The following is a 22,573-nucleotide window of genomic DNA, read 5'->3' on the forward strand; positions in this document are numbered from 1 at the left end:
GGCCGCCGCGGCGACCCTGTTGAGCAATGGCTGCTTAGCCTTTGATCTTCCTGTAGACAAAAAGCACCACCAGGGCGCCGATTACTGCCACCACAAAGCTGCCCAGGTTAAAACCGTCAACGCGGCCCATACCGAAGAAGGTGCTGATATAGCCGCCGACTACGGCGCCCACGACCCCCAATATAACGGTCACAATAAAGCCGCCGCCGTCTTTGCCCGGCATAATCCACTTGGCCAGGATACCGGCGATTAAACCAAAAATGATCCAGGAAATGATGCCCATCTTTACTCTCCCTATTACCTTTTGCCTAACAGAAATCCTATTACCAGGCCCACGACGGCGCCGGCGCCTATCCCCGCCCAAGGGTTATCCTTGATGCAGGCACATGATTGCTCGAGCGCTGCCTTTACGCCGCTGCGCACTTCGCAGGCGGTGGTTTTCACGTAGTCGCTCGGTTGCTCAACACCGTTTAGATCGTCATTTTCATATGACATGTCAAATCCTTACAGACCAACCCTCTGAGAATCTCGTCACATGTTTCGCGCCAGGCGCCGTCCGCTCCACGATCTTGCTCTGGGCAACCTGCCCGCTGCCGCTCAATGCAGAGGCGTACGGCGACAAACGCATAACTTCACACTATGACTATAGTAAAAAATCAGCGGTTTACCCATTTCCGTCCGTCTGAATTTCACCGTACAAAAAACGATCTAATTTCATCCTGCTGTCATCTCGCGAGGCTAAACTTTAAACAAATCCTCCTGGAGGAAACGCCGATGTTCAATGCCCCTTTTGTCCTGATTCTCGCGCTACTGTACGCACTGGCCGCCGTTTGGGACGGTTCCGCCGCGTTATTGTTTCATTAAGGTTACATAGCAGTTGTCACTTTTGCGATGCGCTTAATTGTGTCTTTATTTTTCAATTTCGCCAGTCGTTTGAAATAGCGGAAAATATCCGCCATTCCCTCGGTAAAAATCCTATCTCTCCCCGTTTTTCGCCTGCGCTTAGCTAAAGCGTAAAAAAAGCATTAATGGAAAATCCTATTTAGCTCAGAATGTTCTACCATTCGCCCTATGAAAATTTGGGTTAAGGTCCCATTGGAAAAAACAAGGAATCACAGGAAAAATGCTTTCTAACCAACGCTTTGAGCGCGAATTCTTGCGCCCTCGTTATTGGTTGCTGTGGATAGGGCTGGGAATACTCTATCTCTTGGTATTACTGCCCTACCCGCTCATTTATCGACTCGGACACGGCCTTGGCAGAATAGCCATGCGCCTGATGAAACGCCGGGTAAAAATAGCGCGCCGCAATTTAGAGCTCTGCTTCCCCGCGATGCCCGCCGCCGAGCGCGAGGCGCTGATCGTCAAAAATTTTGAGTCCGTCGGTATGGGCCTGTTCGAAGTCGGCATGGCCTGGTTCTGGCCCGACTGGCGCATCGCCCGCTGGTTCAAGGTGAGCGGCATGGAAAACATGCGGCTGGCGCGTCAGGGCGGCAAAGGCGTTCTGCTGATCGGTCTGCATTTTCTGACGCTGGAACTGGGCGCGCGCATTTTCGGCATGCAAAACCCCGGCATCGGCGTGCATCGCCCGCACAACAACAGGCTGATGGAGTGGGTACAAACACGCGGCCGGCTGCGCTCGAATAAATTCATGCTCGATCGTAAAGATATCAAAGGCATGATCCGCAACCTGAAACAGGGCGAAATCCTGTGGTACGCGCCGGATCACGATTACGGCCCGCAAAGCAGCGTGTTCGCGCCGCTCTTCGCCGTGGAAAACGCCGCCACGACCACCGGAACCTTTATCCTGGCGCGCATGGGGCGGCCGTCGATCGTGCCTTTCGTGCCGCGCCGCCTGCCAGATGCTCAGGGCTATGAGCTGATCGTGCAGCCGCCGTTGACGGACTTCCCGCTGGATGATGAAACGCGCGCGGCGGCCAAGATGAACCGCGTGGTGGAAGAACAGGTGCTGCTGGCCCCCGATCAGTACATGTGGCTGCACCGCCGCTTTAAAACCCGCCCAGCCGGCGAGCCGTCGCTGTATTGACCGCCCTTGCGCCTTCGCCCGTCATGCCGGCGGCGAAGGCGCACTCACCTCGCACAAGCATTCTGCGCCAGGGGAACTACACTAATAAGTCACCGACGGCAATTATTGCCGCCAGCAACCATTTCTTCCTGCCCGAGGGCCGGTCGTTGCCTGTCGAGCCACAACCGAGGTCAATGTCATGCTGGTACAACCCTATCTGTTTTTCAGCGGTAACTGTGAGCAAGCGATTAACTTCTACGAACAGCAGTTGAATGCCAAAATTGAAATGGTCCTGCGCTATAAAGACATGCCCGAAGAAGCCCGGCAAGACGGGCCGCAGGACGTCAATCCGGAGGCGATCATGCATGCGCGCCTGCTGATCGGCGACGGCGTACTAATGGCCTCCGACGGCTGCCCGCAAGATGACGGCGGCGGCGCTTCTCATAAAGGCTTCTCGCTGTCGCTGAACCCCAGCGATGCGGAACAAGGACGCAAACTGTTCGACAATCTGGCGCAGGGCGGCCAGGTGACGATGCCTTACCAAGCCACCTTTTGGGCCAAAGGCTTTGGCATGCTGACCGACAAATTCGGCGTCAACTGGATGATCAACGTCGAATAACCCGTCATGGCGCCGCTAGCCATAGCGGTGCCAGTCATACGCCGCCTTGGCGAACAGCACGAACAGCAGCGCCAACAGCGCCAATCCCAACCGCCAATAGGGCGACCGGCGCCGCCGCCAGGCGAAGTACATCATCACCGCCAGCGTCCCCAGCGTAAGGGGGTAATACACCGCCAGCGTCAGTAAAGTGATAATGATATAATCCGACATGGCTCTTTCACTCCGCAGTGTTCACCCCGCCGCTGATACGGGGTGCAAACGCCCTTTCTCGCTATCGCCACGTTAGGGGCTAGAGGTCTGGCGCATTTATGCATAAAATATAAGATTGCTCTTAACTCAAATTGAATAGTAATCAAACAACAAGGGTGACATGACTCAGCAGCAACCCATACAGGATGCCGTGCCGGCGCGCAGCGCTAAAAGCTCCCCATTATTATTTCAGGCCGGCGTGTTTGTCATCATCGTTGCCGCCACGCTGATCCTCTTTAACAGCTGGCAAATCTGGAACGCGCATCAGCGCGATCTGCGCAGCGCCGAGCATGAGTCCGCCAACCTCGCCCGCTCGCTGGCACAGCATGCCGACGATACTTTCATGCAGGTGGACGGCAACCTGCTCGATCTGACCGAACGTCTCCAAACCGACGGGTTGGGCCCATCGCAGCTGACGCGGCTGCAGCGCGTCATGCAGACGCAGGTCGGCAACCTGCCGCAGCTGCACGGGCTGTTTCTCTACGATGCGCGCGGCCGCTGGCTGGCGACCTCCTCGGGCAAATTCATCAAGAACGCCAACAACGCCGATCGCGATTACTTCAAATACCATCAAAACCGCGACGGCGGCGGCCTGTACATCGGCAAGGTGATCCGCAGCCGCACCACCGGCGATCTGATCATTCCCGTTTCGCGGCGTTTCAACAACCCAGACGGCAGCTTTGGCGGCGTGGTGCTGGCGACGCTGTACGTCGATTATTTCCGCCAGTTTTACGACAGCTTCGCCCTCAACACCGACGCCTCACTGAACCTGCTGCTGGCGGACGGCACCATCCTTTACCGCCGCCCTTACTCGGCGGCGTCGATCGGTAAAAATATCGCCAAGGGCGTGTTGTTCAGCGAAATTTTACCGCATTCGGAGTTCGGCAACGCCACCATCACCTCGCTGTACGACAAAGTGGAGCGCATCTACGGCTATTCGCGGGTCAACCGCTTTCCGCTGGTGATCGCCGCCGGGTTGTCGAAACGCGACGCGCTGGCGGACTGGCGCACCGACGCCGGTCTGTTCGCCGCGGGCGGCCTCTCGCTGCTGATGATCCTGTTGGCGATGGGCATGGTGCTACTGCGGCAAATCAAGCACAGCATGCAAACCGAAGCCGAGCTGATGCGCACACGCGATCAGTTGACCAGCATCAACCAGATGCTCGAAGAGCTGGCGCTGCTGGACGGCCTGACCGGGCTGGCCAACCGCCGCCAGTTTGATATCGCGCTGAAGAACGAGCTGGCGCGGGCTTCGCGCAACTACCGCAGCGTGGCGCTGCTGATGCTGGATATCGACTATTTCAAACAGTACAACGACAGCTACGGCCACGTCGCCGGTGACCAGTGCCTGCAGCAGATCGGCCAAACGCTCAAAGGGTTGGCCTGCCGCAGCAACGACGTCCTGGCGCGCTACGGCGGCGAAGAGATGGGGATTATCCTGCCGGATACCGACGTGCAAGGCGCACTGATTTTCGCCGAGCGCGTTATCAACGCGGTACGCGATCTGAAAATTCCGCATCAGGGCAACCCGCACGGCATCGTTACCATCAGCATCGGCATCTGCGCCAAAGTGCCGCATATGTATAACGATACGCCGATCAGCTTTATCAATGAGGCGGACAGTGCGTTGTATCAGGCCAAGAAAAAAGGCAAAAACTGCATTTACGGCGCTTAACCAATAATCGGGTCACCAAGATTTGGCGGCCCGATTTATTCGCCAGAAAAATGAAGTAGTTCCCTCACGAAACATTATTTCACCGGTTTACCCTGCACTCTGAATAAAATAACGGAAATAATAAGCAGTATATTTATTTTCATTACAATTCAATAAGATAAAACACGCCATTCAGCAGGCAATTTGTGCCTTTTTTGATTATTCGTGCCTATACCTCGCCTCGTTTATACCCCGTTTACTTTTCATTGGCATTGCCGGTGATACCCTTATCAGGATTATTCTATCTATCAGGAAGCCATCGCACGCTTCGGCGCATTGCGCCCTGCTGATACAGCCATAATAGAACCCACAAATTTCACGTTGCCATTGGGCGGCCTGCTGACGCCGCTCCAGCCAGCCACTGCGCAAGCCAGTGCAGCCAATCACGCGGCAACCTGAGAGGCAGGAATAAAGCGATATAGATTTGCAAGGAGATCTCATGCCTACTGGCGATATTATGCACGAACAGGCCGTCCTGACGCTGCCGTTACGACAATGGGCGGCAGCGGAAGCATCCAGCGCGGTCAGCGAACTGGAACAGGGCAAGGTGCTGTTTCTGCCCGAACTGGCCTTCACCCTGTCTGAACAGGAAATGCCGCTGCTGGATCCGACATTGGTCGACCCGAAGCGCAAAAACATCAGCTACCAGCCGCTGTTCGGCAAGCTGAGCGGCGTCGCCGCCGCGGAACGCCGGCAGCAGGTTCAGCAATTGCTGGAACGCTATTACCAATCCAGCCGCCAGCTGATCGCCGGGCTGTTGCCCGAATATCAGGAGGCGCTGCACCACCCGACCGGCAGCCTGCGTTTACATCCGGTTTCCGCCTGGCGGGCGGCCAGTTCCTGGCGCAAAGACGACAGCCGGCTGCACGTTGACGCCTTCCCGTCACGCCCGAACTACGGCGAACGCATTCTGCGCATTTTCACCAACATCAACCCGCACGGCGAGCATCGCCAATGGCGGGTCGGCGAGCCGTTCCCTGAGCTGGCGGCACGCTTTATGCCGCGTCTCGCTCGCTACTCCGCCTTCGGCAGTTGGCTGCAGCACCAGGTGCGCATCACCAAAACCCGCCGCAGCCATTATGACCACCTGATGCTGCAGTTGCATGACGCCATGAAGGCCGACGGCGATTATCAGCAACGGGGGCCGCAGCTGGCGCTGACGTTCCCGCCGGGCAGCAGCTGGATTTGCTTCTCTGATCAAACGCCGCATGCCGCGATGGGCGGCCAGTTTATGCTGGAACAGACCTTCCTGCTGCCGGTGAATAAGATGCAGGATCCGCAGCGTTCACCGCTGAAAGTGCTTGAACAGCTGCGCGGTCAGCCGCTGATCTGAATGATTTGCCGCCGCCGGGGGCCGGCGGCGGCAAACGCGCATCACGCTTCGAAGTCCCCCTGTTGGCGCGCCACCAGCGTCAGAATGCTGTACAGCGCCACCGGCTGCTGTTGCTGATTCAACACCTGCACATCCCACACCACCACGCCGTGCGGGCGATCTTCGGCGGTTTTCTGCGGCTTGCGGATTTTCTTTTTGCAGGTCAACCGCACCTGAATGGTATCGCCGATCTTCACCGGCTCGATAAAGCGCAAATTTTCCATGCCGTAGTTGGCGATCACCGGCCCGACGGCGGCGTCGACAAACAGCCCGGCCGCGGCGGACACCACAAAGTAACCGTGCGCCACCCGCTCGCCGAACAGCGAGTCGGCGGCGCCGATCTTGTCCATGTGCGCGTAGAAATGGTCGCCGCTCAGGCAGGCGAAGTTGACGATATCCGCTTCGGTCACGGTGCGGCGCGCGGTCAACAGGCTGTCGCCCAGCTGCAGCTGCTCGAAGTATTTCCGGAACGGATGCACCGGATGCTCGGCGACCGGCGCGCCGCGCACCCATTCGCCGCCGATGGCCGCCAGCATCGCCGGGCTGCCCTGGATCGCCGTGCGCTGCATATAGTGTTTCACCGCGCGCAGCCCGCCCAGCTCTTCACCGCCGCCGGCGCGCCCCGGGCCGCCGTGTACCAGCATCGGCAGCGGCGAACCGTGGCCGGTGGACTCCGCCGCCGCCCGCTCATCCAAAATCAACATGCGGCCGTGGGCGCAGGCCGCCGCGCGAATGAAGCGCGTGGCCAATGCCGGATCGGCGGTCACCAGCGAGCCCGCCAGGCTGCCCTGCCCCAGCAACGCCAACGCGATCGCCTGTTCGGTATCCGCATACGGCATCAGCGTCGCCACCGGGCCGAAGGCCTCGGTGCCGTGCACCGCCTGATGGGTGAACGGATCGGCGCAATATAACAGGGTCGGCGGATAAAACGCCCCGCCGCGCGCGCCGTCGCCCAGCACCTCCAGCTTATCCAGCGCCGCGCCACAGAGCGGTTCGCAGCCGTTGCGCAGCAGGAACTCCACCTTGCTTTGCACATCATCACGCTGCTCGTGGCTGACCAACGCCCCCATGCGCACCTGCTCCAGCTGCGGGTCGCCCACCGTCACCCCCGCCAGGCGCTGCAGCAAGGCCTGACGAACCGCCGCCACCTGCGCCGCCGGCACGATGATGCGGCGGATCGCGGTGCATTTCTGCCCCGCCTTGGCGGTCATTTCACGGCACACTTCTTTGATGAACAGCGCAAACTCGGGCATTTCCGGCGTCACGTCTTCCGCCAGCACGCAGCAGTTGAGCGAATCCGCCTCCATGGTGAACGCGATCGATTTCTCCAGCAGGCGCGGGTGTGCCCGCAGCCGCTGCCCGGTCTGCGCCGAACCGGTGAAAGTCACCGCATCCTGGTAATCCAGGTGCGAGAACATGTCGCCGACGCCGCCGCAAACCAGCTGCAGCGCCCCTTCCGGCACCAGGCCGCTGTCGACGATCAGCCTGACCATCGCCTGCGTCAGCTGCGCGGTGGCGGTGGCCGGCTTGATGATGGCCGGCATGCCCGCCAGCCAGGTCGGCGCCAGTTTCTCCAGCATGCCCCAGCACGGGAAGTTGAAGGCGTTGATGTGCAGTGCCACGCCGGGGCGCGAAGTGAGCACGTGGCGGGCGGCGAACTGCGCCTGTTTCGACAATGGGATCAGCTCGTCTTCCGGCCACAGGGTATCGTCCGGCAGATCGCGGCCGGCCATGCCGGCATAGGCGAACAGCGTGGCGATGCCGCCCTCGATATCGACCCAGCCGTCGCTGCGCGTCGCCCCGGTTTGATAGGAAATCTGATACAGCGCCTCTTTATGCGCCAGCAGGTGTTTGGCTACCGCTTTCAGCATCTGGGCGCGCTGCTGGAACGTCATGTGCGCCAGCGCCGGGCCGCCGCGGCTGCGGGCATAGTCCAGGCTCGCCGCCAACGGCAGGCCGTCGGTGCAGACCTGGTACAGCGCTTCGCCGGTCACCGCGTGGCGGATTTCGCGCACCTCTCCCTGCCCGTACACCCAGGCGCCAGAAAGATAACTGTGTAACTGCTGCATGTGCCCTCCGAAATTCATAAATTTTCACCATACAGCTTAATTACGTATCATATAAATGCCAGTCGAGGCCAAATCAAATTTTAACAAAAAGAGAACAAAAGGCGTTTTCAGATCGCTTAACCTGCCATAAACAAGTAATTAATCACTTTATTTATCAAATAAAATCAAATAAATAACAAAAACAATTGTGAGTAACCTCGCAAAACCACATTAATTACGTTTGATCTTTTTGTTATCAGTTTGTAGCCTTATGGTTAGTTAAAGTGATTCACATTTTTATGTTTAATGTGAAAAATACGAATCACCAAGAGGCAAGCATGACAACTGACACACAGTATCAGCAGCATTTCGACGACAAGATCGCGGCGGATATCGCCATTGAGGCCAAAGACTGGATGCCGGACGCCTACCGTCAGAACCTGATTCGGCAGATTGGCCAACACGCCCACTCGGAAGTCATCGGCATGCTGCCGGAAGCCAACTGGCTGACGCGCGCCCCCACGCTGCGCCGCAAAGCGGTGCTGCTGGCCAAAGTGCAAGATGAGGCCGGCCACGGTCTGTACCTCTACAGCGCCGCCGAAACCCTCGGCTGTTCGCGCCAGGACATCTACCAAAAGATGCTCGACGGCAAGATGAAGTACTCCTCTATCTTCAATTACCCCACGCTCAACTGGGCGGATATCGGCGTGATCGGCTGGCTGGTCGACGGCGCCGCCATCGTCAACCAGGTGGCGCTGTGCCGCGCGTCCTACGGCCCCTATGCGCGGGCGATGGTAAAGATCTGCAAAGAGGAAAGCTTCCATCAGCGCCAGGGCTACGAGGCGGTAATGGCAATGGCCAACGGCAGCGACACGCAGCGCGCCATGCTGCAGGACGCCATCGATCGCTTCTGGTGGCCGGTGCTGATGATGTTCGGCCCGAGCGACGCCGACTCCCCCCACAGCGCCCAGAGCATGGCGTGGAAGATCAAACGCCACAGCAACGATGAGCTGCGGCAGAAGTTCGTCGACAACACCGTGCCGCAGCTTGAAACGCTGGGCATGACGGCGCCGGATCCGGAGCTGCGCTGGGACGCCGCCGCCGGTCACTATCGTTTCGGCGAAATCGACTGGAGCGAGCTGCATGAGGTGATCAAAGGGCGCGGCCAATGCAACCACGAACGCCTGCAGGCCAAACGCCGCGCCTGGGAAGACGGCGCCTGGGTGCGCGACGGCGCCATGGCCCACGCCGCGAAAAACGCCGCCTCCGCCGCATAGCCAACATAAGGAACCGAGATCATGAGCCACGTTGAATGGCCGCTGTATGAAGTGTTTATCCGCAGCAAACAAGGGCTGGCGCATCGCCACGTCGGCAGCCTGCACGCCGCCGACGACCAAATGGCGCTGGAAAACGCCCGCGACGCCTACACGCGCCGCAACGAAGGCTGCTCGATCTGGGTGGTGCAATCGCGCCATCTGATCGCCTCGCAGCCGGAAGATCGCGGCGCGTTCTTCGATCCGTCCGAAGACAAGATCTACCGTCATCCGACGTTTTACACCATTCCCGACGGCATCAAGAACATGTAGAGGCGACCATGACGGTTAACGATCCGCGCATCAGCTATTTACTCCGCCAGGGCGACACGCCTCTGATCCTCGCCCAGCGCCTGTGCGCCTGGTGCGGCCACGCGCCCGAGTTGGAAATCGATCTGGCGCTGGCCAACATCGGGCTCGATCTGCTCGGCCAGGCGCGCAACTTCCTGGGCTACGCCGCCGAACTGGCCGGCCCGCCCTGCAGCGAAGACAGCCTGGCCTTCGGCCGCGACGAGCGCCAGTTTCATAACCTGCTGTTGGCGGAGCAGCCGAACGGCGGTTTCAACGACACGCTGGTGCGTCAGTTCCTGCTCGATGCCTACCACGTACAGCTGCACGAGGCGCTGAGCCGCAGCCGCGACGCGCAGATCGCCGCCATCGCCGCCAAGTCGTTGAAGGAGGCCGATTATCACCTGCGCTTCAGCCACGGCTGGATGATCCGCCTCGGCGACGGCAACGACGTCAGCCACCGCAAGATCCAGCAATCGCTGGATAACCTGTGGCGCTTCACCGCCGAGCAGTTCCACGCCGACGCGCTGGAGCTGGAACTGGCGGAACAAGGCATCGCCGTCGATCCCCGCGAACTGCAGGCCCCCTGGCAAGCGCAGGTGGAAGAGACGCTGCGCCAGGCGACGCTGGCGCTGCCTGCCGAGCAGGCGTTCCGACACGGCGGCAAGCAAGGCCGGCACAGCGAACACCTCGGCCCGCTGCTGGCGGAGATGCAGTTCCTGCAGCGCGCCTATCCAAACGGGCAATGGTAGGAGGCCACGATGAACGTCACCCGTTTGCAACCCGCCGAAATTCCGCAGATTTGGCACTGCCTGCAGCAGATCAGCGATCCCGAGCTGCCGGTGCTGTCGATCACCGATTTGGGCATGGTGCGCGACGTGGCGCGCGACGGCGCTGGCTGGCGCGTGACCTTCACCCCGACGTACTCCGGCTGCCCGGCCACCGAATTTCTGCTCAACGCCATCGAGCAGCGGCTGGCGGCCGCCGGCTTCAGCCCGGTGCAGGTGGACATTCGCCTCAGCCCGGCCTGGACCACCGACTGGATGAACGCCGACGCCCGCGAGCGGCTGCGGCAATACGGCGTAGCGCCCCCGCAGGGCCACACCTGCGATCGGCCACACGCCCACGGCCCGGTAGCCTGCCCGCGCTGCGGCAGCACCCACAGCGAGAAGATCAGCGAGTTCGGCTCCACCGCCTGCAAAGCGCTGTACCGCTGCTGCGACTGCCGGGAACCGTTCGATTATTTCAAATGCATATAGGAGCGCTGACACCATGACGGTCTTTCATCGCCTGAACGTCGCCGCCATCGAGCGCGAAACGCCGGACGCCGTAGCCATCACCCTGCGGGTGCCCGAAGAGCTGCAAAACCAATACCGCTATACCCCCGGCCAGCACCTGACGCTCAAGGCGTTGGTCAACGGCGAAGAGTTGCGGCGTTGCTATTCCATCTGCAGTTCACCGCAGGAAGGCCTGCTGCAGATCGGCGTGAAGGCGATTGATCAGGGCCGTTTCTCCGGCTTCGTCAACCGCATGCTGAAAGTCGGCGACGCGCTGGAGGTGATGGTGCCGCAGGGGCGCTTCGGCTACCAGCCGCAGGCAGAGCGCCACGGCAACTACCTGGCGATCGCCGCCGGCTCCGGCATCACGCCGATGCTGTCGATCATCAAGGCGACGCTGCAGCTCGAACCGGGCAGCAGCTTCACCCTGATCTACGGCAACCGCAACAGCCGTTCGATGATGTTCAAAGAAGCGCTGTCGGATCTGAAAAACCGCTACCCGCAGCGTTTTCAGCAGCTGTATCTGTTCAGCCAGGAAAGTCTCGACAGCCCGCTGCTCAGCGGCCGTATCGACCGCGACCGCCTCGCGGCGATCGGCGGCGCGCTGCTGGATTTCCGCGACTATGACCACGCCTTTATCTGCGGGCCGGAATCGATGATGGACGACGCGCAAACCGTGCTGGAACAGGCCGGCGTCCCGGCCAACCACATCCACAGCGAACGCTTCAACACCAGCGGTTTGGCCGCCCGCCCGCGCCACAGCGGCGATCGCAACGCCACCCGGGTGGCGATCCTGCTCGACGGCCGCCGGTTGGATATCGAGATCGGCGAACAGGACGACAGCATTCTCGACGCCGCGCTGCGCCAGGGCGCCGACCTGCCCTACGCCTGCAAAGGCGGCGTCTGCGCCACCTGCAAATGCCGTCTGAAGGCCGGCCAGGTGGAGATGGGCGTCAACTATAGCCTGGAGCCGGATCAGCTGGCTGCGGGCTACGTATTGAGCTGCCAGTCGTGGCCGAAAGGTGACGGCGTGGTATTGGACTTCGACGTCTAGGAGCCGCGATGGACACCCCCTTTATTTTGCATCAGCAGCAGCACCGCGTGGTCACGCTGACGCTGCATCGCCCGGAGGCGCGCAACGCCCTGAGCACGCCGTGCCTGGAACAGCTGGTTGCACGGCTGGAGCAGGCCGACGCCGACAGCGGCGTGGGCGCCGTGGTGATCGCCGGTGCGGCGCGCTTCTTCGCCGCCGGCGCCGATCTGCGCGAATTGCAACAGCAGGATCTGCCGGCCGCGCTGGCGGATCGCCGTCCGCAGCTGTGGCAGCGTCTGGCGCAGTTCAGCAAGCCGCTGCTGGCGGCGGTGAATGGTTATGCCCTGGGCGCCGGCTGCGAGCTGGCGCTGGCCTGCGACATCGTCATCGGCGGCGAAAGCGCCCGCTTCGGCCTGCCGGAGATCACCCTCGGCCTGATGCCGGGCGCCGGAGGCACCCAGCGCCTGATCCGCTGCGTCGGCAAGTCGCGCGCCAGCCAGATGGTGCTGACCGGTGAGCCCATCGATGCCCGCACCGCGCTGCAGGCCGGTCTTATCAGCGAAGTGTGCGTCGATGCCCTGACACTGGAACGCACGCAGCAGATTGCCGATCGCATCAGCCGTCAGGCGCCGCTGGCGCTGCGCGCCGCCAAACAGGCGCTGAAACAGGCCGAGGAAACCGGCCTCAGCCAGGGGCTGGCGATGGAGCGTCAGCAGTTCGTCACCCTGGCCGCCACCGACGATCGCCGCGAAGGCATCGCCGCCTTTTTCGAAAAACGTACGCCAAACTATCAGGGGCGCTGATTTATGGATAACGCATTGATTCTCAGCCATCTCGACGCCGGCGTGTTGACGCTGACCCTCAACCGGCCGGATCGGCTCAACAGCTTTAACGACGAGATGCATCGCCAGCTGAGCGAAGCGCTGACGCAAGCCGAGCGCGACGACAGCGTGCGCTGCCTGCTGATCGCCGGCGCCGGGCGCGGTTTCTGCGCCGGGCAGGATCTCAACGATCGCAACGTCAGCGCCGATCAACAGGCGCCGGATCTCGGTCTGTCGGTCGAACGTTTCTACAACCCCCTGATCCGTCGCCTGACCGCCCTGCCGAAGCCGGTGGTGTGCGCGGTCAACGGCGTGGCGGCCGGCGCCGGCGCCGCGCTGGCCCTGGCGTGCGATATCGTCATCGCCGCCGACAATGCCAGCTTCATTCAGTCGTTCTGCCGTCTGGGGCTGGTACCTGACTCCGGCGGCAGCTGGTTCCTGCCGCGGCTAGCCGGCCACGCCCGCGCGATGGGCATGGCCATGCTGGGTGACAAAATCAGCGCCCAACAGGCGCTGGCGTGGGGCATGATCTGGCAGGTGGTGCCGGCGGATGAATTGGCCGACCACACGCAAACGCTGGCGCGCCATCTGGCTACCCAGCCGACCTATGGCCTGGGGCTGATCAAAAAAGCCCTCTACAGCTCGGCCACCAACAGCCTCGATCAGCAGCTCGATCTGGAGCGCGATCTGCAACGCCTGGGCGGCCGCAGCGACGACTATCGCGAAGGCGTCAGCGCGTTCTTTGCCAAACGCACGCCCAACTTCAGCGGGAAATAGCCATGAATGCGCCCCTTCTTAACGGCCAGGTGGCGGTGATCGGCGCCGGCACCATGGGCATCGGCATCGCCCAGGTGGCCGCCGCCGCCGGCCATCCGGTGCGGCTGTTCGATATCGCGCCCGCCGCCGCCCAGCGCGCGATCGACGATCTCGCTCGCCGCCTGCGCCAGCGGGTAGACGGCGGCAAGGCCGACGCCGCGCCCACCGAAGCGCTGCTGGCGCGCCTCGAACGCGCCGACTCGCTCGAGCAGCTGGCCGACTGCACGCTGGTGATTGAAGCGGTGGCGGAAAATTTGGCGATTAAGCAGAGCCTGTTCCGCGATCTGGAGGCGATCTGCTCGCCCACGACGCTGTTCGTAAGCAATACCTCTTCGCTGTCGATCACCGCCATCGCCGGCGCGCTGCAACATCCGCAGCGCATGGCCGGGCTGCACTTCTTCAACCCGGCGCCGCTGATGAAGCTGGTGGAGATCGTCAGCGGCCTGGAGACCGGCGCCGAGACCCTCGCCGCGCTGCAGGCCCTGGCGCAGCGCTGGGGTAAACAAAGCGTCGTATGCCGCTCGACGCCGGGATTTATCGTCAACCGCGTGGCGCGGCCGTTCTATGCCGAAACCCTGCGCGCGCTGGAGGAACGGGTGGCCGACGCCGCCACGCTGGACGCGGTATTGCGCGACGCCGGCGGTTTCGCCATGGGCCCGCTGCAGTTGACCGATCTGATCGGCCAGGACGTCAATTACGCCGTGACCGAATCGGTGTATCAGGCCTTCTATCAGGATCCGCGTTTCACGCCCTCACTGGTGCAGCAGGAACTGGTGGCGGCCAGGCGCCTCGGCCGCAAGTCCGGCCGCGGTTTCTACCGCTACGACGCACCGCGATCCGCCGCCGCGATCGCCTTTGCGCCTCTGGCGCAGGCCGCATTGCCGCAACGCGTTACGCTGCACGGCGACTGGTCTTCGCTGGCCGATTTGGCGGAACTGTTGATCGAAAATGCGGGGGCGATCAAACAACCCGGCCAGACCAGCCCGCACGTCACGATCGACGACGTTACACTGATGTTAACCAATGGTAAAACCGCCGGCCAGCTGGCCGACGAACGTGGAACGCCCGTGGTGCTGTTCGATCTCTGTGCCGACTATGCGCACGCCTCCGCCATCGCCATCAGCTGCGCGGCGCAAAACGATGCGCAACACAATGCCAAAGCGATTCGCCTGCTGCAGTCCCTTGGCAAGCAGGTCATTCAACTGCCGGATTACCCCGGCCTGCTGACGATGCGCACCCTGGCCATGCTGGCCAACGAAGCGCTCGACGTGGTGAACAAAGGCGTCGCCAGCGCCGAAGATACCGATCTGGCGATGCTGCGCGGCGTCAACTATCCGCGCGGCCCGCTGGCCTGGGGCGCCGCGCTCGGCTGGTGCCACATTCTGGCGACGCTGGAAAACCTGCAACGCTATTACGGCGAAGCGCGCTATCGCCCGATGCCGTTGCTGCGCCGCTACGCTTCCCCCGCCTCTTTCCCAGGAGCCGAACGATGAACGCCAATACGCCGCGCGCGCTGGCTCAGCGCTGCGCCGAACAGATGTTCCAGCAAGATACCTGCGCTCAGGCGATGGGAATGCACATCGACGCCGTCGACGCCGGATACGCTCAGGTCAGCATGACCGTCGGCCCGCAGATGCTCAACGGCCACCAGACCTGCCACGGCGGCCAGCTGTTCAGCCTGGCGGACACCGCCTTCGCCTACGCCTGCAACAGCCAGGGGTTGGCAGCGGTGGCCTCCGGCTGCAGCATCGACTTCGTCCGCCCGGCGCTGGCCGGCGACCGCCTTACCGCCAGCGCTGCGGTGCGCCACCAGGGCAAAGCCACCGGGCTGTATGACGTCGAGATCGTTAACCAACTGGGCAAAACCGTCGCCTGGTTCCGCGGCCGCGCGCACCGCCTCGGCCACAGCATTTTAGGAGATCAGGCATGAATCAGGCATTTATCTGCGACGGCGTGCGCACCCCGATCGGCCGCTATGGCGGCGCGCTGGCCCAGGTGCGCGCCGACGACCTGGCCGCCCTGCCGCTGCGCGTGCTGTTGGAACGCCATCCGCAGGTAGATTGGGCGCAGCTGGACGACGTGATCCTCGGCTGCGCCAACCAGGCCGGGGAAGACAACCGCAACCTGGCGCGCATGGCGCTGCTGCTGGCCGGCGTGCCGGTCGGCGTTTCCGGCACCACGGTGAACCGCCTGTGCGGATCGGGCCTGGATGCGCTGGCGATGGCGGCACGCAGCATCAAGGCCGGCGACGCCGGGCTGCTGCTGGCGGGCGGCGCGGAATCGATGACCCGTGCGCCGCTGGTGATGGGCAAGGCCGACAGCGCCTTCAGCCGCCAGGCGCAGCTGTACGACACCACCCTCGGCTGGCGCTTCGTCAATCCGCGGATGCAGGCCGAGTTCGGCACCGATTCGATGCCGGAGACCGCCGAAAACGTCGCGGCGCAGTTCAACATCAGCCGTGCCGATCAGGACGCCTTTGCGCTGCGCAGCCAGCAGCGCGCCGCCCGGGCGCAGGCGCTGGGCCACCTGGCGCAGGAGATAGCCCCGGTCAGCCTCACCGGCAAAAAAGGCGCGGTGACGCTGTTCAGCCAGGATGAACACCCGCGCCCCGACACCACCTTCGAGCAGCTGCAGGCGCTGAAAACCCCGTTCCGTCAGCCCGGCAGCGTCACCGCCGGCAACGCCTCAGGCCTGAACGACGGTGCGGCGGCGCTGATCGTCGCCTCCGAAGCGATGGCGGCGCGCCAGGGGCTGACGCCGCGCGCGCGCATCGTTGCCACCGCCACCTGCGGCGTGGAGCCCCGGCTGATGGGCATCGGCCCGCTGCCGGCCACCCGCAAGGTGCTGGAGATCGCCGGGCTGAGCCTGGCGCAGATGGACGTTATCGAACTGAACGAAGCGTTCGCCGCCCAGGCGTTGGCGGTGATGCGCCAGCTTGGCCTGCCGGACGATGCCCCGCAGGTCAACCCCAACGGCGGCGCGATCGCTCTGGGGCATCCGCTGGGCATGAGCGGCGCGCGCCTGGCGCTGGCCGCCCTGTTTGAACTGGAACGGCGAGCCGGCCGCTACGCGCTTTGCACCATGTGCATCGGCGTTGGCCAGGGCATCGCCATGATCATTGAGCGTGTCTGACCCCTGAGGCTAACCATGACAATAAATCCACAGCCCCTCGAAACGATCGAATTCGCCTCGCGCGATGAGATTGAAGCGTTGCAGTTGGCGCGTCTGAAGTGGACGCTGCACCACGCCTACGACAATGTGCCGATGTACAAACGCAAATTCGACCAGGCCGGCGTGCACCCCGACGATCTCAAACAGCTGAGCGATCTGGCGCGCTTCCCCTACACCACCAAGCAGGATCTGCGCGACAACTACCCGTTCGACACCTTCGCGGTGCCGATGGAACAGGTGGTGCGCATCCACGCCTCCTCGGGCACCACCGGCCGGCCGACGGTGGTGGGTTACACCCAGCGCGACATCGATAACTGGGCCGATATCGTCGCTCGCTGTCTGCGCGCCGGCGGCGCCACCGCCAAAGACAAGGTGCACGTCGCCTACGGTTACGGCCTGTTCACCGGCGGCCTTGGCGCGCACTACGGTGCGGAGCGGCTCGGCGCGACGGTGATCCCGATGTCCGGCGGCCAGACGGAACGCCAGGCGCAGCTGATCCTCGATTTCAAACCCGACATCATCATGGTGACGCCGTCCTATTGCCTGACGCTGATCGACGAGCTGGAACGCAAGATGGGCGGCGACGCGCGCGGCTGCTCGCTGCGGCTCGGCGTGTTCGGCGCCGAACCCTGGACCGAAGCCCTGCGCCACGAAATCGAAACCCGCATGGGCATCAAGGCGCTGGACATTTACGGCCTGTCGGAAGTGATGGGGCCGGGCGTGGCGATGGAGTGCCTGGAAAGCGGCGGCGGCCCCACCATTTGGGAAGACCACTTCCTGCCGGAGATCATCTGCCCGGAAACCGGCGTCGTCCTGCCGGACGGCGAGCACGGCGAACTGGTGTTCACCACCCTCACCAAAGAGGCGCTGCCGGTGATCCGCTACCGCACCCGCGATCTCACCCGGCTGCTGCCGGGCGACGCACGCCAGATGCGCCGCATGGGCAAAATCACCGGCCGCTCCGACGACATGCTGATCATCCGCGGCGTCAACGTCTTCCCGTCGCAGGTGGAAGAGCAGATCATGCAGTTCGAGCAACTGTCGCCGCACTATCAGCTGCAGGTCAGCCGCAGCGGGCACCTGGACACGCTGGCGGTGCGCGTCGAGCTGAAAGAATCGGCGCTCAGCCTCAGCCACCAGCAGCGTTGCGACATCTGCCACCAGCTGCGCCACCACATCAAATCGATCGTGGGCGTCAGCACCGACGTCAGCATCGCCAACTGCGGCGATATTCCGCGCTCGGAAGGCAAAGCGCAGCGCGTGGTCGATCTGCGGCCGCGCTGAGGCGCACGGCGTCACGGATGACGCCGCCCCAAATTAGGCGTAATGTTATGGCTCATCGAATGCTAACCCATGGAAAAATATGGAACATAAACTGAATGAGTTCATTCGCCATGCCGTCGACGCGCAGCCGATCAGCGGCACCTCGCTGATCATTTCGCTGTACGGCGACGCGCTCAGCCACCGCGGCGGCGAAGTGTGGCTCGGCAGCCTGAGCGCGCTGCTGGAGGCCTTCGGCTTCGGCGATCGCTTCGTGCGCACCTCGGTGTTCCGCCTGCAAAAAGAAGGGTGGTTGGCGGTGGAGAAAATAGGCCGCCGCAGCTTCTACCGCGTGACCGAGCAAGGGATGCGCCAGTTCCGCCACGCCGAATCGAAAATCTATTTGCGCGAGCAGCCCGCCTGGGACGGCAAGTGGGAGCTGTTGCTGCTGGAAAGCGCCGAAAAAAACGCGCGCGCGCGGCTGAAAAAAGAGCTGGGCTGGCTCGGGTTCGGGCAAATCGCCAACAACCTGATGGCCGCTCCCACCCATGCGCAAACCGACGTGACGGCGCTGCTCGGCGAGCTGAACGCCAGCGAGCAGGTGATTTATTTCCGCGCCGATTATCCCTACAACCGCTCCGAGCAAACCCTGCAGAAATTGGTGGCCGACTGCTGGTCGCTGAGCGAGGTGGCGGCCGGCTATCATGAGTTTATCGTCTCCTTCCGGCCGCTGATGGCGCTGCTGCGCGAAGTCGACCCGGCGGCGCTGACGCCGCTGCGCTGTTTCCAGATTAAGCTATTATTGATTCACTTCTTCCGTCGCGTGGTGTTGAAAGATCCGCTGCTGCCGGACGCGCTGCTGCCCACGCAGTGGGAGGGCCAGATCGCCCGCAATCTGTGCATCAATCTCTATCAGCAGGTCGATCGCGCCGCGACGGAGTACGTCAGCGCGCTGGCGGAAACCACCATCGGCGCCCTGCCCGCGCCGGCCGCCGGCTACTATCGGCGCTTCGGCGGCCTGCCGCGCGACCCTACATATTAAGGAACTCACGCTATGCCTGTGTATCAGATTGACGGCCTGACGCCGGTCGTTGACCCCAGCAGTTACGTGCACCCGACGGCGGTGCTGATCGGCGACGTGATCGTCGGCAAACACGTGTACATCGGCCCGAATGCCAGCCTGCGCGGCGATTTTGGCCGCCTGGTGATCTGCGACGGCGCCAACATTCAGGACAACTGCGTGATGCACGGCTTCCCGCAGCAGGACACGGTGGTGGAAGAAGACGGCCATATCGGCCACGGCGCCATCCTGCACGGCTGTCGCATTCGCCGCAATGCGATGGTGGGCATGAATGCGGTGGTGATGGACGGCGCGGAGATCGGCGAGAACACCATCGTCGGCGCGATGGCGTTCGTCAAAGCCGCGGCGACTCTCGAAGCCAACAAGCTGGTGGTCGGCAGCCCGGCGCGCGTGTTGCGCGATCTGACCGAGCAAGAACTGGCCTGGAAGATCGCCGGCACCCGCGAATATCAGGATCTGGTTCAGCGCTGCAAATCCTCGCTGCGCGAAGTGGCGCCGCTGACCGAAATCGAACCGGGCCGCCAGCGCCTGAGCTTCGGCGACCACCTGATCCCGAAAAGCCAGCTGTAATCCCCGGGGCTGAGGCGCGCCTCAGCCCCTCTCCCGCATTACTCCACCTCCGGCGCCTTGAACGGCGACGGCGCCGCCGCGCGGCGGCTTTGGAAGCGGTAGGCCGCCACCAGCAGCAAGGTGAACGGAATACCGAACCACAGCGTCATGCGGAAGAATTCGGTAAACGCGGTCGAGATCATCAGCGCCGCCATCAGCCCGGCGCCCAGCAAGGTGGTATAGGGGAACCCCCACATGCGGAATTTCAGGTGGTTCTGCCGATGCCGGCGGCGGAAGAACAGATGGGTGACGAAAATCATCAGCCAGGTAAAGCAGGCGCCATACACCGAAATGGACATCATGGCGGCGAACGAGGTTTCCGGCGCCACCAGGCTCAGCACGATAGACACCACGATGCCGATGCACGACATCGCCAACGCATTGACCGGAATGCCGCGCCGGCTGACGCGCCCCAATGCCGCCGGCGCCTGCCCGGCGCGCGACAGCGAGAACATCATGCGGGTGGTGATATACAGCTGGCTGTTCATCGCCGACAGCGCCGCCACCAGCACGATAAAGTTGAAAATACCGGCGGCGGCGGGCAGATGGATGACGTTCATCGCCATCAGGAACGGGCTTTCGCCGGTGCCGGACTGGCGCCAGGGCACGATGGCCAGCATCAGGGCGATCGACAGCATGTAGAAGATGAACAGCCGCACGAGGGTGCCCTTGAACGCCACCTTCACCGCAATCACCGGATTTTTCGCCTCGCCGGCGGCCACCGCGATCATTTCAATGCTCAGGTAGCTGAAGATGGACACGATCGTTGCGAACCACATGCCCTTGACGCCAAACGGCATGAAGCCGCCGGCGGTCAGGTTGCGCAGGCCGTAGGCCGGGTTGCCCGAGAACGCCAGCATGCCGAGACCGATCAGAATGAACGCCACGATCGCCGTCACTTTGACGGTGGACAGCGCGTATTCCACCTGGCCGAACGACTTCACGCCGATCACATTGACGACGATCACCGCCGCCGAGAACAGCAGCACCCACGGCCAGGTCGGCGTCGCCGGGAACCAGAACTGCATGTACATGCCGATGGCGGTAACTTCGGTGCCCACCGCCAGCACCACGCAAGACCAGTAGGAATAACGCACCAGAAAACCGAACAGCGGGCCGAGATAGAATTCGGCGTAGTCGCCGAACGAGCCGGGCGTCGGATGTTCGGAGGTCATTTCCGCCAGGCACCCCATCAACAGCAGCGCAATAACGCCGCCGATCAGGTAGCTCAGCAATACCGCCGGCCCCGCCATCTGAATGGCGTAGGCACTACCGAGAAACAGCCCGGTGCCGATAGCGCCGCCGATCGCCAGCATCGACATCTGCCCGGCGGTAAGATGCTTGTTCAACCCGCCCTGACGGCGGGCGATATGCTCAAAATCATTCATCTGTGGCATGGCTGGGTTCCCGGGCGAAGTTAGACGGTACGGGTGACGTCGAGAATGGCGGCGGTCACGTAGTCAATATTGCCGGGGTTGAGCCCCGGCAGGCACATGCGGCCGGGCGAAAATCATTCTGCCGGTCGTAATAGAGGCCAATGCCTAAATTCACTTTTTGCGGATTGGGATCCTGCAAATAGACTCCCATCAGCGATGGAACAGAATCGGCCGCGGAAGGTGCAATCTGTTTAAACATGACGCATCCTTAACTCGTTATTGAATTAATATGAAGACGGACTTAATGAGAAATTAAATCAGGCGATGGCGCTGACGGTAATTTCTATTTTCATTCCCGGCACCACCAATTTTTCGACAATAACCGTGGAGCGATTGGGATAAGGATAATTAAAGTATTTCCGGTAAATATCATCGAGCAATTTAACGTCATTAACGTCGGTGAGATAAACCATTACCTGCAGCACCTTATCGCTGTGGCTGCCCGCCGCCTTCAGCGTCTGGGCCAGGTTGTCGAAGGTTAACGCAATCTGTTGCTCAGGCGCGCCGGTCTCGATGCTGCCGTCCACCCGCACCGGGCCGTGGGCGGTAAACAGCATGCCGCCGCCCCGGGTAGCCCAGGAAAAAGGCTGGCCGATCTCCGGCAGCCCGGTTTCTACGATCTCGCGCATGTCAGTGGTTCCCGTGGTGGTCAAGTTGGCGAAGCAGCGCGCCGTCGGCGGCGAACAACGCATCCAGAATGGTGAAATGATTGGCGCCGGGCACCGCGACCAGATCGGCCGGCAGCCCGCCTTGGCGCAGCGCCGCATGATAGTGCTGCGACTGGCCGATCAGTTCCGGCAGCTCATCAGCGCCGTAATACAACGTGAGCGGCTTACTGCGCGCCGGCGGGTGACGCGCCGGGCTGAGCGTTTCAATCTGCCGCGCGGTCAGCTGCAGCGCCCGGTTGACATAGCTCTCTTGCAGCGGCGCCAGTTCGAACAGGCCGCTGACGGGAAAGACCGCATCCACCAACGCATGCCGCTGCCAAAACGCCGCCAGATGCCCGCCGGCGGAATGGCCGCACAGATGCACCGGATGGGCATAGTGCGGCGGCAGACGGCGCTGAATAGCATCAAGCGCCGCCCCCACCTGGCGACAAATAGCGTCAAGATTAACCGCCGGCGCCAGCGCATATTCCACCAGCACCACGTCAAAACCCAACGCCAACGGCCCGGCGGCGATAAAGGCGAAATCTGCCTTATCGCAGCATTGCCAATAGCCGCCGTGAATAAAAATTAACGTGCCCTGGTGCTGCTTTGCAGAATAAAGCCAATCAAACGTCTCGCGTTCGCTTTCGCCATACGCAATATTCTTTTCATGCTTAGCCTGATGATAAATAGCCGCGCTGCGAGTTTGAAATGAAGTCAAAATAGCGTCTTCATTATCCACCGTGGCGCCGTTGTCATAGCTCCCCGCAAGTTGTTTCATATATTAAACTTCGTT

The 22,573-nt window shown here is 62.2% G+C and carries 25 protein-coding genes; 17 read left to right on the plus strand and 8 right to left on the minus strand.

Translation table 11 applies throughout. The annotated features are described in order from the left end of the window. Positions 1-34: 34 nt before the first annotated feature. Positions 35-283: a GlsB/YeaQ/YmgE family stress response membrane protein gene (locus ACK3CV_RS15975; protein WP_033635086.1), complete on the minus strand. Its 249-nt coding sequence runs from the start codon at positions 281-283 to the stop codon at positions 35-37. 14 nt (positions 284-297) lie between these two features. Further along, positions 298-495 carry an ElaB/YgaM/YqjD family protein gene (locus tag ACK3CV_RS15980; RefSeq protein WP_033635087.1) on the minus strand — a complete coding sequence of 66 codons (198 nt, stop codon included), beginning with the start codon at positions 493-495 and terminating at the stop codon, positions 298-300. Between the two features lie 628 nt (positions 496-1,123). Between ACK3CV_RS15980 and ACK3CV_RS15985 the strand changes: the two genes are divergently transcribed. Both ACK3CV_RS15985 and ACK3CV_RS15990 read left to right on the plus strand, forming a co-directional pair. Beyond that, complete coding sequence (locus ACK3CV_RS15985) at positions 1,124-2,044, plus strand: Kdo(2)-lipid IV(A) acyltransferase (protein WP_033635088.1); 921 nt, start codon at positions 1,124-1,126, stop codon at positions 2,042-2,044. 178 nt (positions 2,045-2,222) lie between these two features. Then, complete coding sequence (locus tag ACK3CV_RS15990) at positions 2,223-2,642, plus strand: VOC family protein (protein WP_164037649.1); 420 nt, start codon at positions 2,223-2,225, stop codon at positions 2,640-2,642. A gap of 15 nt (positions 2,643-2,657) precedes the next feature. Here the strand turns inward: ACK3CV_RS15990 and ACK3CV_RS15995 are convergent, their stop codons facing one another. After that, positions 2,658-2,852, minus strand: coding sequence for a hypothetical protein (locus ACK3CV_RS15995; protein ID WP_033635090.1), 195 nt, complete (start codon positions 2,850-2,852; stop codon positions 2,658-2,660). Positions 2,853-3,012: 160 nt separating this feature from the next. Here ACK3CV_RS15995 and ACK3CV_RS16000 point away from each other — a divergent pair, with 160 nt between their 5' ends. Both ACK3CV_RS16000 and kdoO read left to right on the plus strand, forming a co-directional pair. Beyond that, the gene (locus ACK3CV_RS16000; protein WP_049197260.1) at positions 3,013-4,566 is read left to right on the plus strand and encodes a sensor domain-containing diguanylate cyclase; all 1,554 of its coding nucleotides are present in this window, start codon (positions 3,013-3,015) and stop codon (positions 4,564-4,566) included. Between the two features lie 478 nt (positions 4,567-5,044). Then, the gene (gene kdoO, locus ACK3CV_RS16005) at positions 5,045-5,938 is read left to right on the plus strand and encodes a Kdo hydroxylase KdoO (RefSeq protein WP_041035722.1); all 894 of its coding nucleotides are present in this window, start codon (positions 5,045-5,047) and stop codon (positions 5,936-5,938) included. A gap of 41 nt (positions 5,939-5,979) precedes the next feature. Here the strand turns inward: kdoO and paaZ are convergent, their stop codons facing one another. Further along, on the minus strand, positions 5,980-8,046 hold the full coding sequence (gene paaZ, locus ACK3CV_RS16010) for a phenylacetic acid degradation bifunctional protein PaaZ (protein ID WP_164037652.1): 2,067 nt from the start codon (positions 8,044-8,046) through the stop codon (positions 5,980-5,982). Positions 8,047-8,363: 317 nt separating this feature from the next. Between paaZ and paaA the strand changes: the two genes are divergently transcribed. The 13 genes from paaA to paaY all read left to right on the plus strand — a co-directional run bounded on the left by paaA (position 8,364) and on the right by paaY (position 19,655). Continuing rightward, positions 8,364-9,302 carry a 1,2-phenylacetyl-CoA epoxidase subunit PaaA gene (gene paaA / locus ACK3CV_RS16015; RefSeq protein ID WP_239504627.1) on the plus strand — a complete coding sequence of 313 codons (939 nt, stop codon included), beginning with the start codon at positions 8,364-8,366 and terminating at the stop codon, positions 9,300-9,302. 21 nt (positions 9,303-9,323) lie between these two features. Continuing rightward, positions 9,324-9,611, plus strand: a complete 288-nt coding sequence (paaB, locus tag ACK3CV_RS16020; protein ID WP_004935173.1) for a 1,2-phenylacetyl-CoA epoxidase subunit PaaB — start codon at positions 9,324-9,326, stop codon at positions 9,609-9,611. 8 nt (positions 9,612-9,619) lie between these two features. Further along, a complete protein-coding gene (gene paaC / locus ACK3CV_RS16025; protein ID WP_164037659.1) occupies positions 9,620-10,378 on the plus strand; it encodes a 1,2-phenylacetyl-CoA epoxidase subunit PaaC in 759 nt (252 codons plus the stop codon). A 9-nt stretch (positions 10,379-10,387) separates the two neighbouring features. Next, positions 10,388-10,885 carry a 1,2-phenylacetyl-CoA epoxidase subunit PaaD gene (gene paaD / locus ACK3CV_RS16030; RefSeq protein ID WP_033653577.1) on the plus strand — a complete coding sequence of 166 codons (498 nt, stop codon included), beginning with the start codon at positions 10,388-10,390 and terminating at the stop codon, positions 10,883-10,885. Positions 10,886-10,898: 13 nt separating this feature from the next. Further along, a complete protein-coding gene (gene paaE, locus ACK3CV_RS16035; RefSeq protein ID WP_164037662.1) occupies positions 10,899-11,957 on the plus strand; it encodes a 1,2-phenylacetyl-CoA epoxidase subunit PaaE in 1,059 nt (352 codons plus the stop codon). An 8-nt stretch (positions 11,958-11,965) separates the two neighbouring features. Continuing rightward, positions 11,966-12,739 carry a 2,3-dehydroadipyl-CoA hydratase PaaF gene (gene paaF / locus ACK3CV_RS16040; RefSeq protein WP_033635100.1) on the plus strand — a complete coding sequence of 258 codons (774 nt, stop codon included), beginning with the start codon at positions 11,966-11,968 and terminating at the stop codon, positions 12,737-12,739. 3 nt (positions 12,740-12,742) lie between these two features. Continuing rightward, complete coding sequence (paaG, locus tag ACK3CV_RS16045) at positions 12,743-13,534, plus strand: 2-(1,2-epoxy-1,2-dihydrophenyl)acetyl-CoA isomerase PaaG (protein ID WP_049197270.1); 792 nt, start codon at positions 12,743-12,745, stop codon at positions 13,532-13,534. 2 nt (positions 13,535-13,536) lie between these two features. After that, on the plus strand, positions 13,537-15,066 hold the full coding sequence (locus ACK3CV_RS16050; protein WP_060421638.1) for a 3-hydroxyacyl-CoA dehydrogenase: 1,530 nt from the start codon (positions 13,537-13,539) through the stop codon (positions 15,064-15,066). Beyond that, complete coding sequence (gene paaI, locus ACK3CV_RS16055; protein WP_016927190.1) at positions 15,063-15,503, plus strand: hydroxyphenylacetyl-CoA thioesterase PaaI; 441 nt, start codon at positions 15,063-15,065, stop codon at positions 15,501-15,503. The genes ACK3CV_RS16050 and paaI overlap by 4 nt, the downstream gene beginning before the upstream one ends. Then, on the plus strand, positions 15,500-16,705 hold the full coding sequence (gene pcaF, locus ACK3CV_RS16060; RefSeq protein WP_164037665.1) for a 3-oxoadipyl-CoA thiolase: 1,206 nt from the start codon (positions 15,500-15,502) through the stop codon (positions 16,703-16,705). The genes paaI and pcaF overlap by 4 nt, the downstream gene beginning before the upstream one ends. Before the next feature lie 15 nt (positions 16,706-16,720). Then, on the plus strand, positions 16,721-18,028 hold the full coding sequence (gene paaK, locus ACK3CV_RS16065; RefSeq protein WP_041035743.1) for a phenylacetate--CoA ligase PaaK: 1,308 nt from the start codon (positions 16,721-16,723) through the stop codon (positions 18,026-18,028). Between the two features lie 79 nt (positions 18,029-18,107). Next, positions 18,108-19,046, plus strand: a complete 939-nt coding sequence (paaX, locus tag ACK3CV_RS16070) for a phenylacetic acid degradation operon negative regulatory protein PaaX (protein WP_041035745.1) — start codon at positions 18,108-18,110, stop codon at positions 19,044-19,046. 12 nt (positions 19,047-19,058) lie between these two features. Then, positions 19,059-19,655, plus strand: coding sequence for a phenylacetic acid degradation protein PaaY (gene paaY, locus ACK3CV_RS16075; protein WP_033635110.1), 597 nt, complete (start codon positions 19,059-19,061; stop codon positions 19,653-19,655). Between the two features lie 38 nt (positions 19,656-19,693). On the opposite strand, the gene ACK3CV_RS16080 is transcribed toward paaY, so the two are convergent. The 4 genes from ACK3CV_RS16080 to ACK3CV_RS16095 are packed head-to-tail and all read right to left on the minus strand — an operon-like array spanning position 19,694 to position 22,558. Then, a complete protein-coding gene (locus ACK3CV_RS16080) occupies positions 19,694-21,091 on the minus strand; it encodes an amino acid permease (protein ID WP_164037668.1) in 1,398 nt (465 codons plus the stop codon). A 55-nt stretch (positions 21,092-21,146) separates the two neighbouring features. Then, positions 21,147-21,329: a hypothetical protein gene (locus ACK3CV_RS16085; RefSeq protein ID WP_071883824.1), complete on the minus strand. Its 183-nt coding sequence runs from the start codon at positions 21,327-21,329 to the stop codon at positions 21,147-21,149. Between the two features lie 58 nt (positions 21,330-21,387). Beyond that, positions 21,388-21,759, minus strand: coding sequence for a RidA family protein (locus tag ACK3CV_RS16090; RefSeq protein ID WP_041035749.1), 372 nt, complete (start codon positions 21,757-21,759; stop codon positions 21,388-21,390). A gap of 1 nt (position 21,760) precedes the next feature. Then, on the minus strand, positions 21,761-22,558 hold the full coding sequence (locus ACK3CV_RS16095; protein ID WP_041035751.1) for an alpha/beta hydrolase: 798 nt from the start codon (positions 22,556-22,558) through the stop codon (positions 21,761-21,763). Between the last annotated feature and the right edge of the window lie 15 nt (positions 22,559-22,573).

The organism is Serratia sp. TSO36 (assembly GCF_057808395.1).

Coding starts and splice junctions, on each gene's coding strand:
- ACK3CV_RS15975 (WP_033635086.1), bottom strand. CDS start 283: ATGGGCATCATTTCCTGGATCATTTTTGGTTTAATCGCCGGTATCCTG.
- ACK3CV_RS15980 (WP_033635087.1), bottom strand. CDS start 495: ATGTCATATGAAAATGACGATCTAAACGGTGTTGAGCAACCGAGCGAC.
- ACK3CV_RS15985 (WP_033635088.1), top strand. CDS start 1,124: ATGCTTTCTAACCAACGCTTTGAGCGCGAATTCTTGCGCCCTCGTTAT.
- ACK3CV_RS15990 (WP_164037649.1), top strand. CDS start 2,223: ATGCTGGTACAACCCTATCTGTTTTTCAGCGGTAACTGTGAGCAAGCG.
- ACK3CV_RS15995 (WP_033635090.1), bottom strand. CDS start 2,852: ATGTCGGATTATATCATTATCACTTTACTGACGCTGGCGGTGTATTAC.
- ACK3CV_RS16000 (WP_049197260.1), top strand. CDS start 3,013: ATGACTCAGCAGCAACCCATACAGGATGCCGTGCCGGCGCGCAGCGCT.
- kdoO (WP_041035722.1), top strand. CDS start 5,045: ATGCCTACTGGCGATATTATGCACGAACAGGCCGTCCTGACGCTGCCG.
- paaZ (WP_164037652.1), bottom strand. CDS start 8,046: ATGCAGCAGTTACACAGTTATCTTTCTGGCGCCTGGGTGTACGGGCAG.
- paaA (WP_239504627.1), top strand. CDS start 8,364: ATGACAACTGACACACAGTATCAGCAGCATTTCGACGACAAGATCGCG.
- paaB (WP_004935173.1), top strand. CDS start 9,324: ATGAGCCACGTTGAATGGCCGCTGTATGAAGTGTTTATCCGCAGCAAA.
- paaC (WP_164037659.1), top strand. CDS start 9,620: ATGACGGTTAACGATCCGCGCATCAGCTATTTACTCCGCCAGGGCGAC.
- paaD (WP_033653577.1), top strand. CDS start 10,388: ATGAACGTCACCCGTTTGCAACCCGCCGAAATTCCGCAGATTTGGCAC.
- paaE (WP_164037662.1), top strand. CDS start 10,899: ATGACGGTCTTTCATCGCCTGAACGTCGCCGCCATCGAGCGCGAAACG.
- paaF (WP_033635100.1), top strand. CDS start 11,966: ATGGACACCCCCTTTATTTTGCATCAGCAGCAGCACCGCGTGGTCACG.
- paaG (WP_049197270.1), top strand. CDS start 12,743: ATGGATAACGCATTGATTCTCAGCCATCTCGACGCCGGCGTGTTGACG.
- ACK3CV_RS16050 (WP_060421638.1), top strand. CDS start 13,537: ATGAATGCGCCCCTTCTTAACGGCCAGGTGGCGGTGATCGGCGCCGGC.
- paaI (WP_016927190.1), top strand. CDS start 15,063: ATGAACGCCAATACGCCGCGCGCGCTGGCTCAGCGCTGCGCCGAACAG.
- pcaF (WP_164037665.1), top strand. CDS start 15,500: ATGAATCAGGCATTTATCTGCGACGGCGTGCGCACCCCGATCGGCCGC.
- paaK (WP_041035743.1), top strand. CDS start 16,721: ATGACAATAAATCCACAGCCCCTCGAAACGATCGAATTCGCCTCGCGC.
- paaX (WP_041035745.1), top strand. CDS start 18,108: ATGGAACATAAACTGAATGAGTTCATTCGCCATGCCGTCGACGCGCAG.
- paaY (WP_033635110.1), top strand. CDS start 19,059: ATGCCTGTGTATCAGATTGACGGCCTGACGCCGGTCGTTGACCCCAGC.
- ACK3CV_RS16080 (WP_164037668.1), bottom strand. CDS start 21,091: ATGCCACAGATGAATGATTTTGAGCATATCGCCCGCCGTCAGGGCGGG.
- ACK3CV_RS16085 (WP_071883824.1), bottom strand. CDS start 21,329: ATGTTTAAACAGATTGCACCTTCCGCGGCCGATTCTGTTCCATCGCTG.
- ACK3CV_RS16090 (WP_041035749.1), bottom strand. CDS start 21,759: ATGCGCGAGATCGTAGAAACCGGGCTGCCGGAGATCGGCCAGCCTTTT.
- ACK3CV_RS16095 (WP_041035751.1), bottom strand. CDS start 22,558: ATGAAACAACTTGCGGGGAGCTATGACAACGGCGCCACGGTGGATAAT.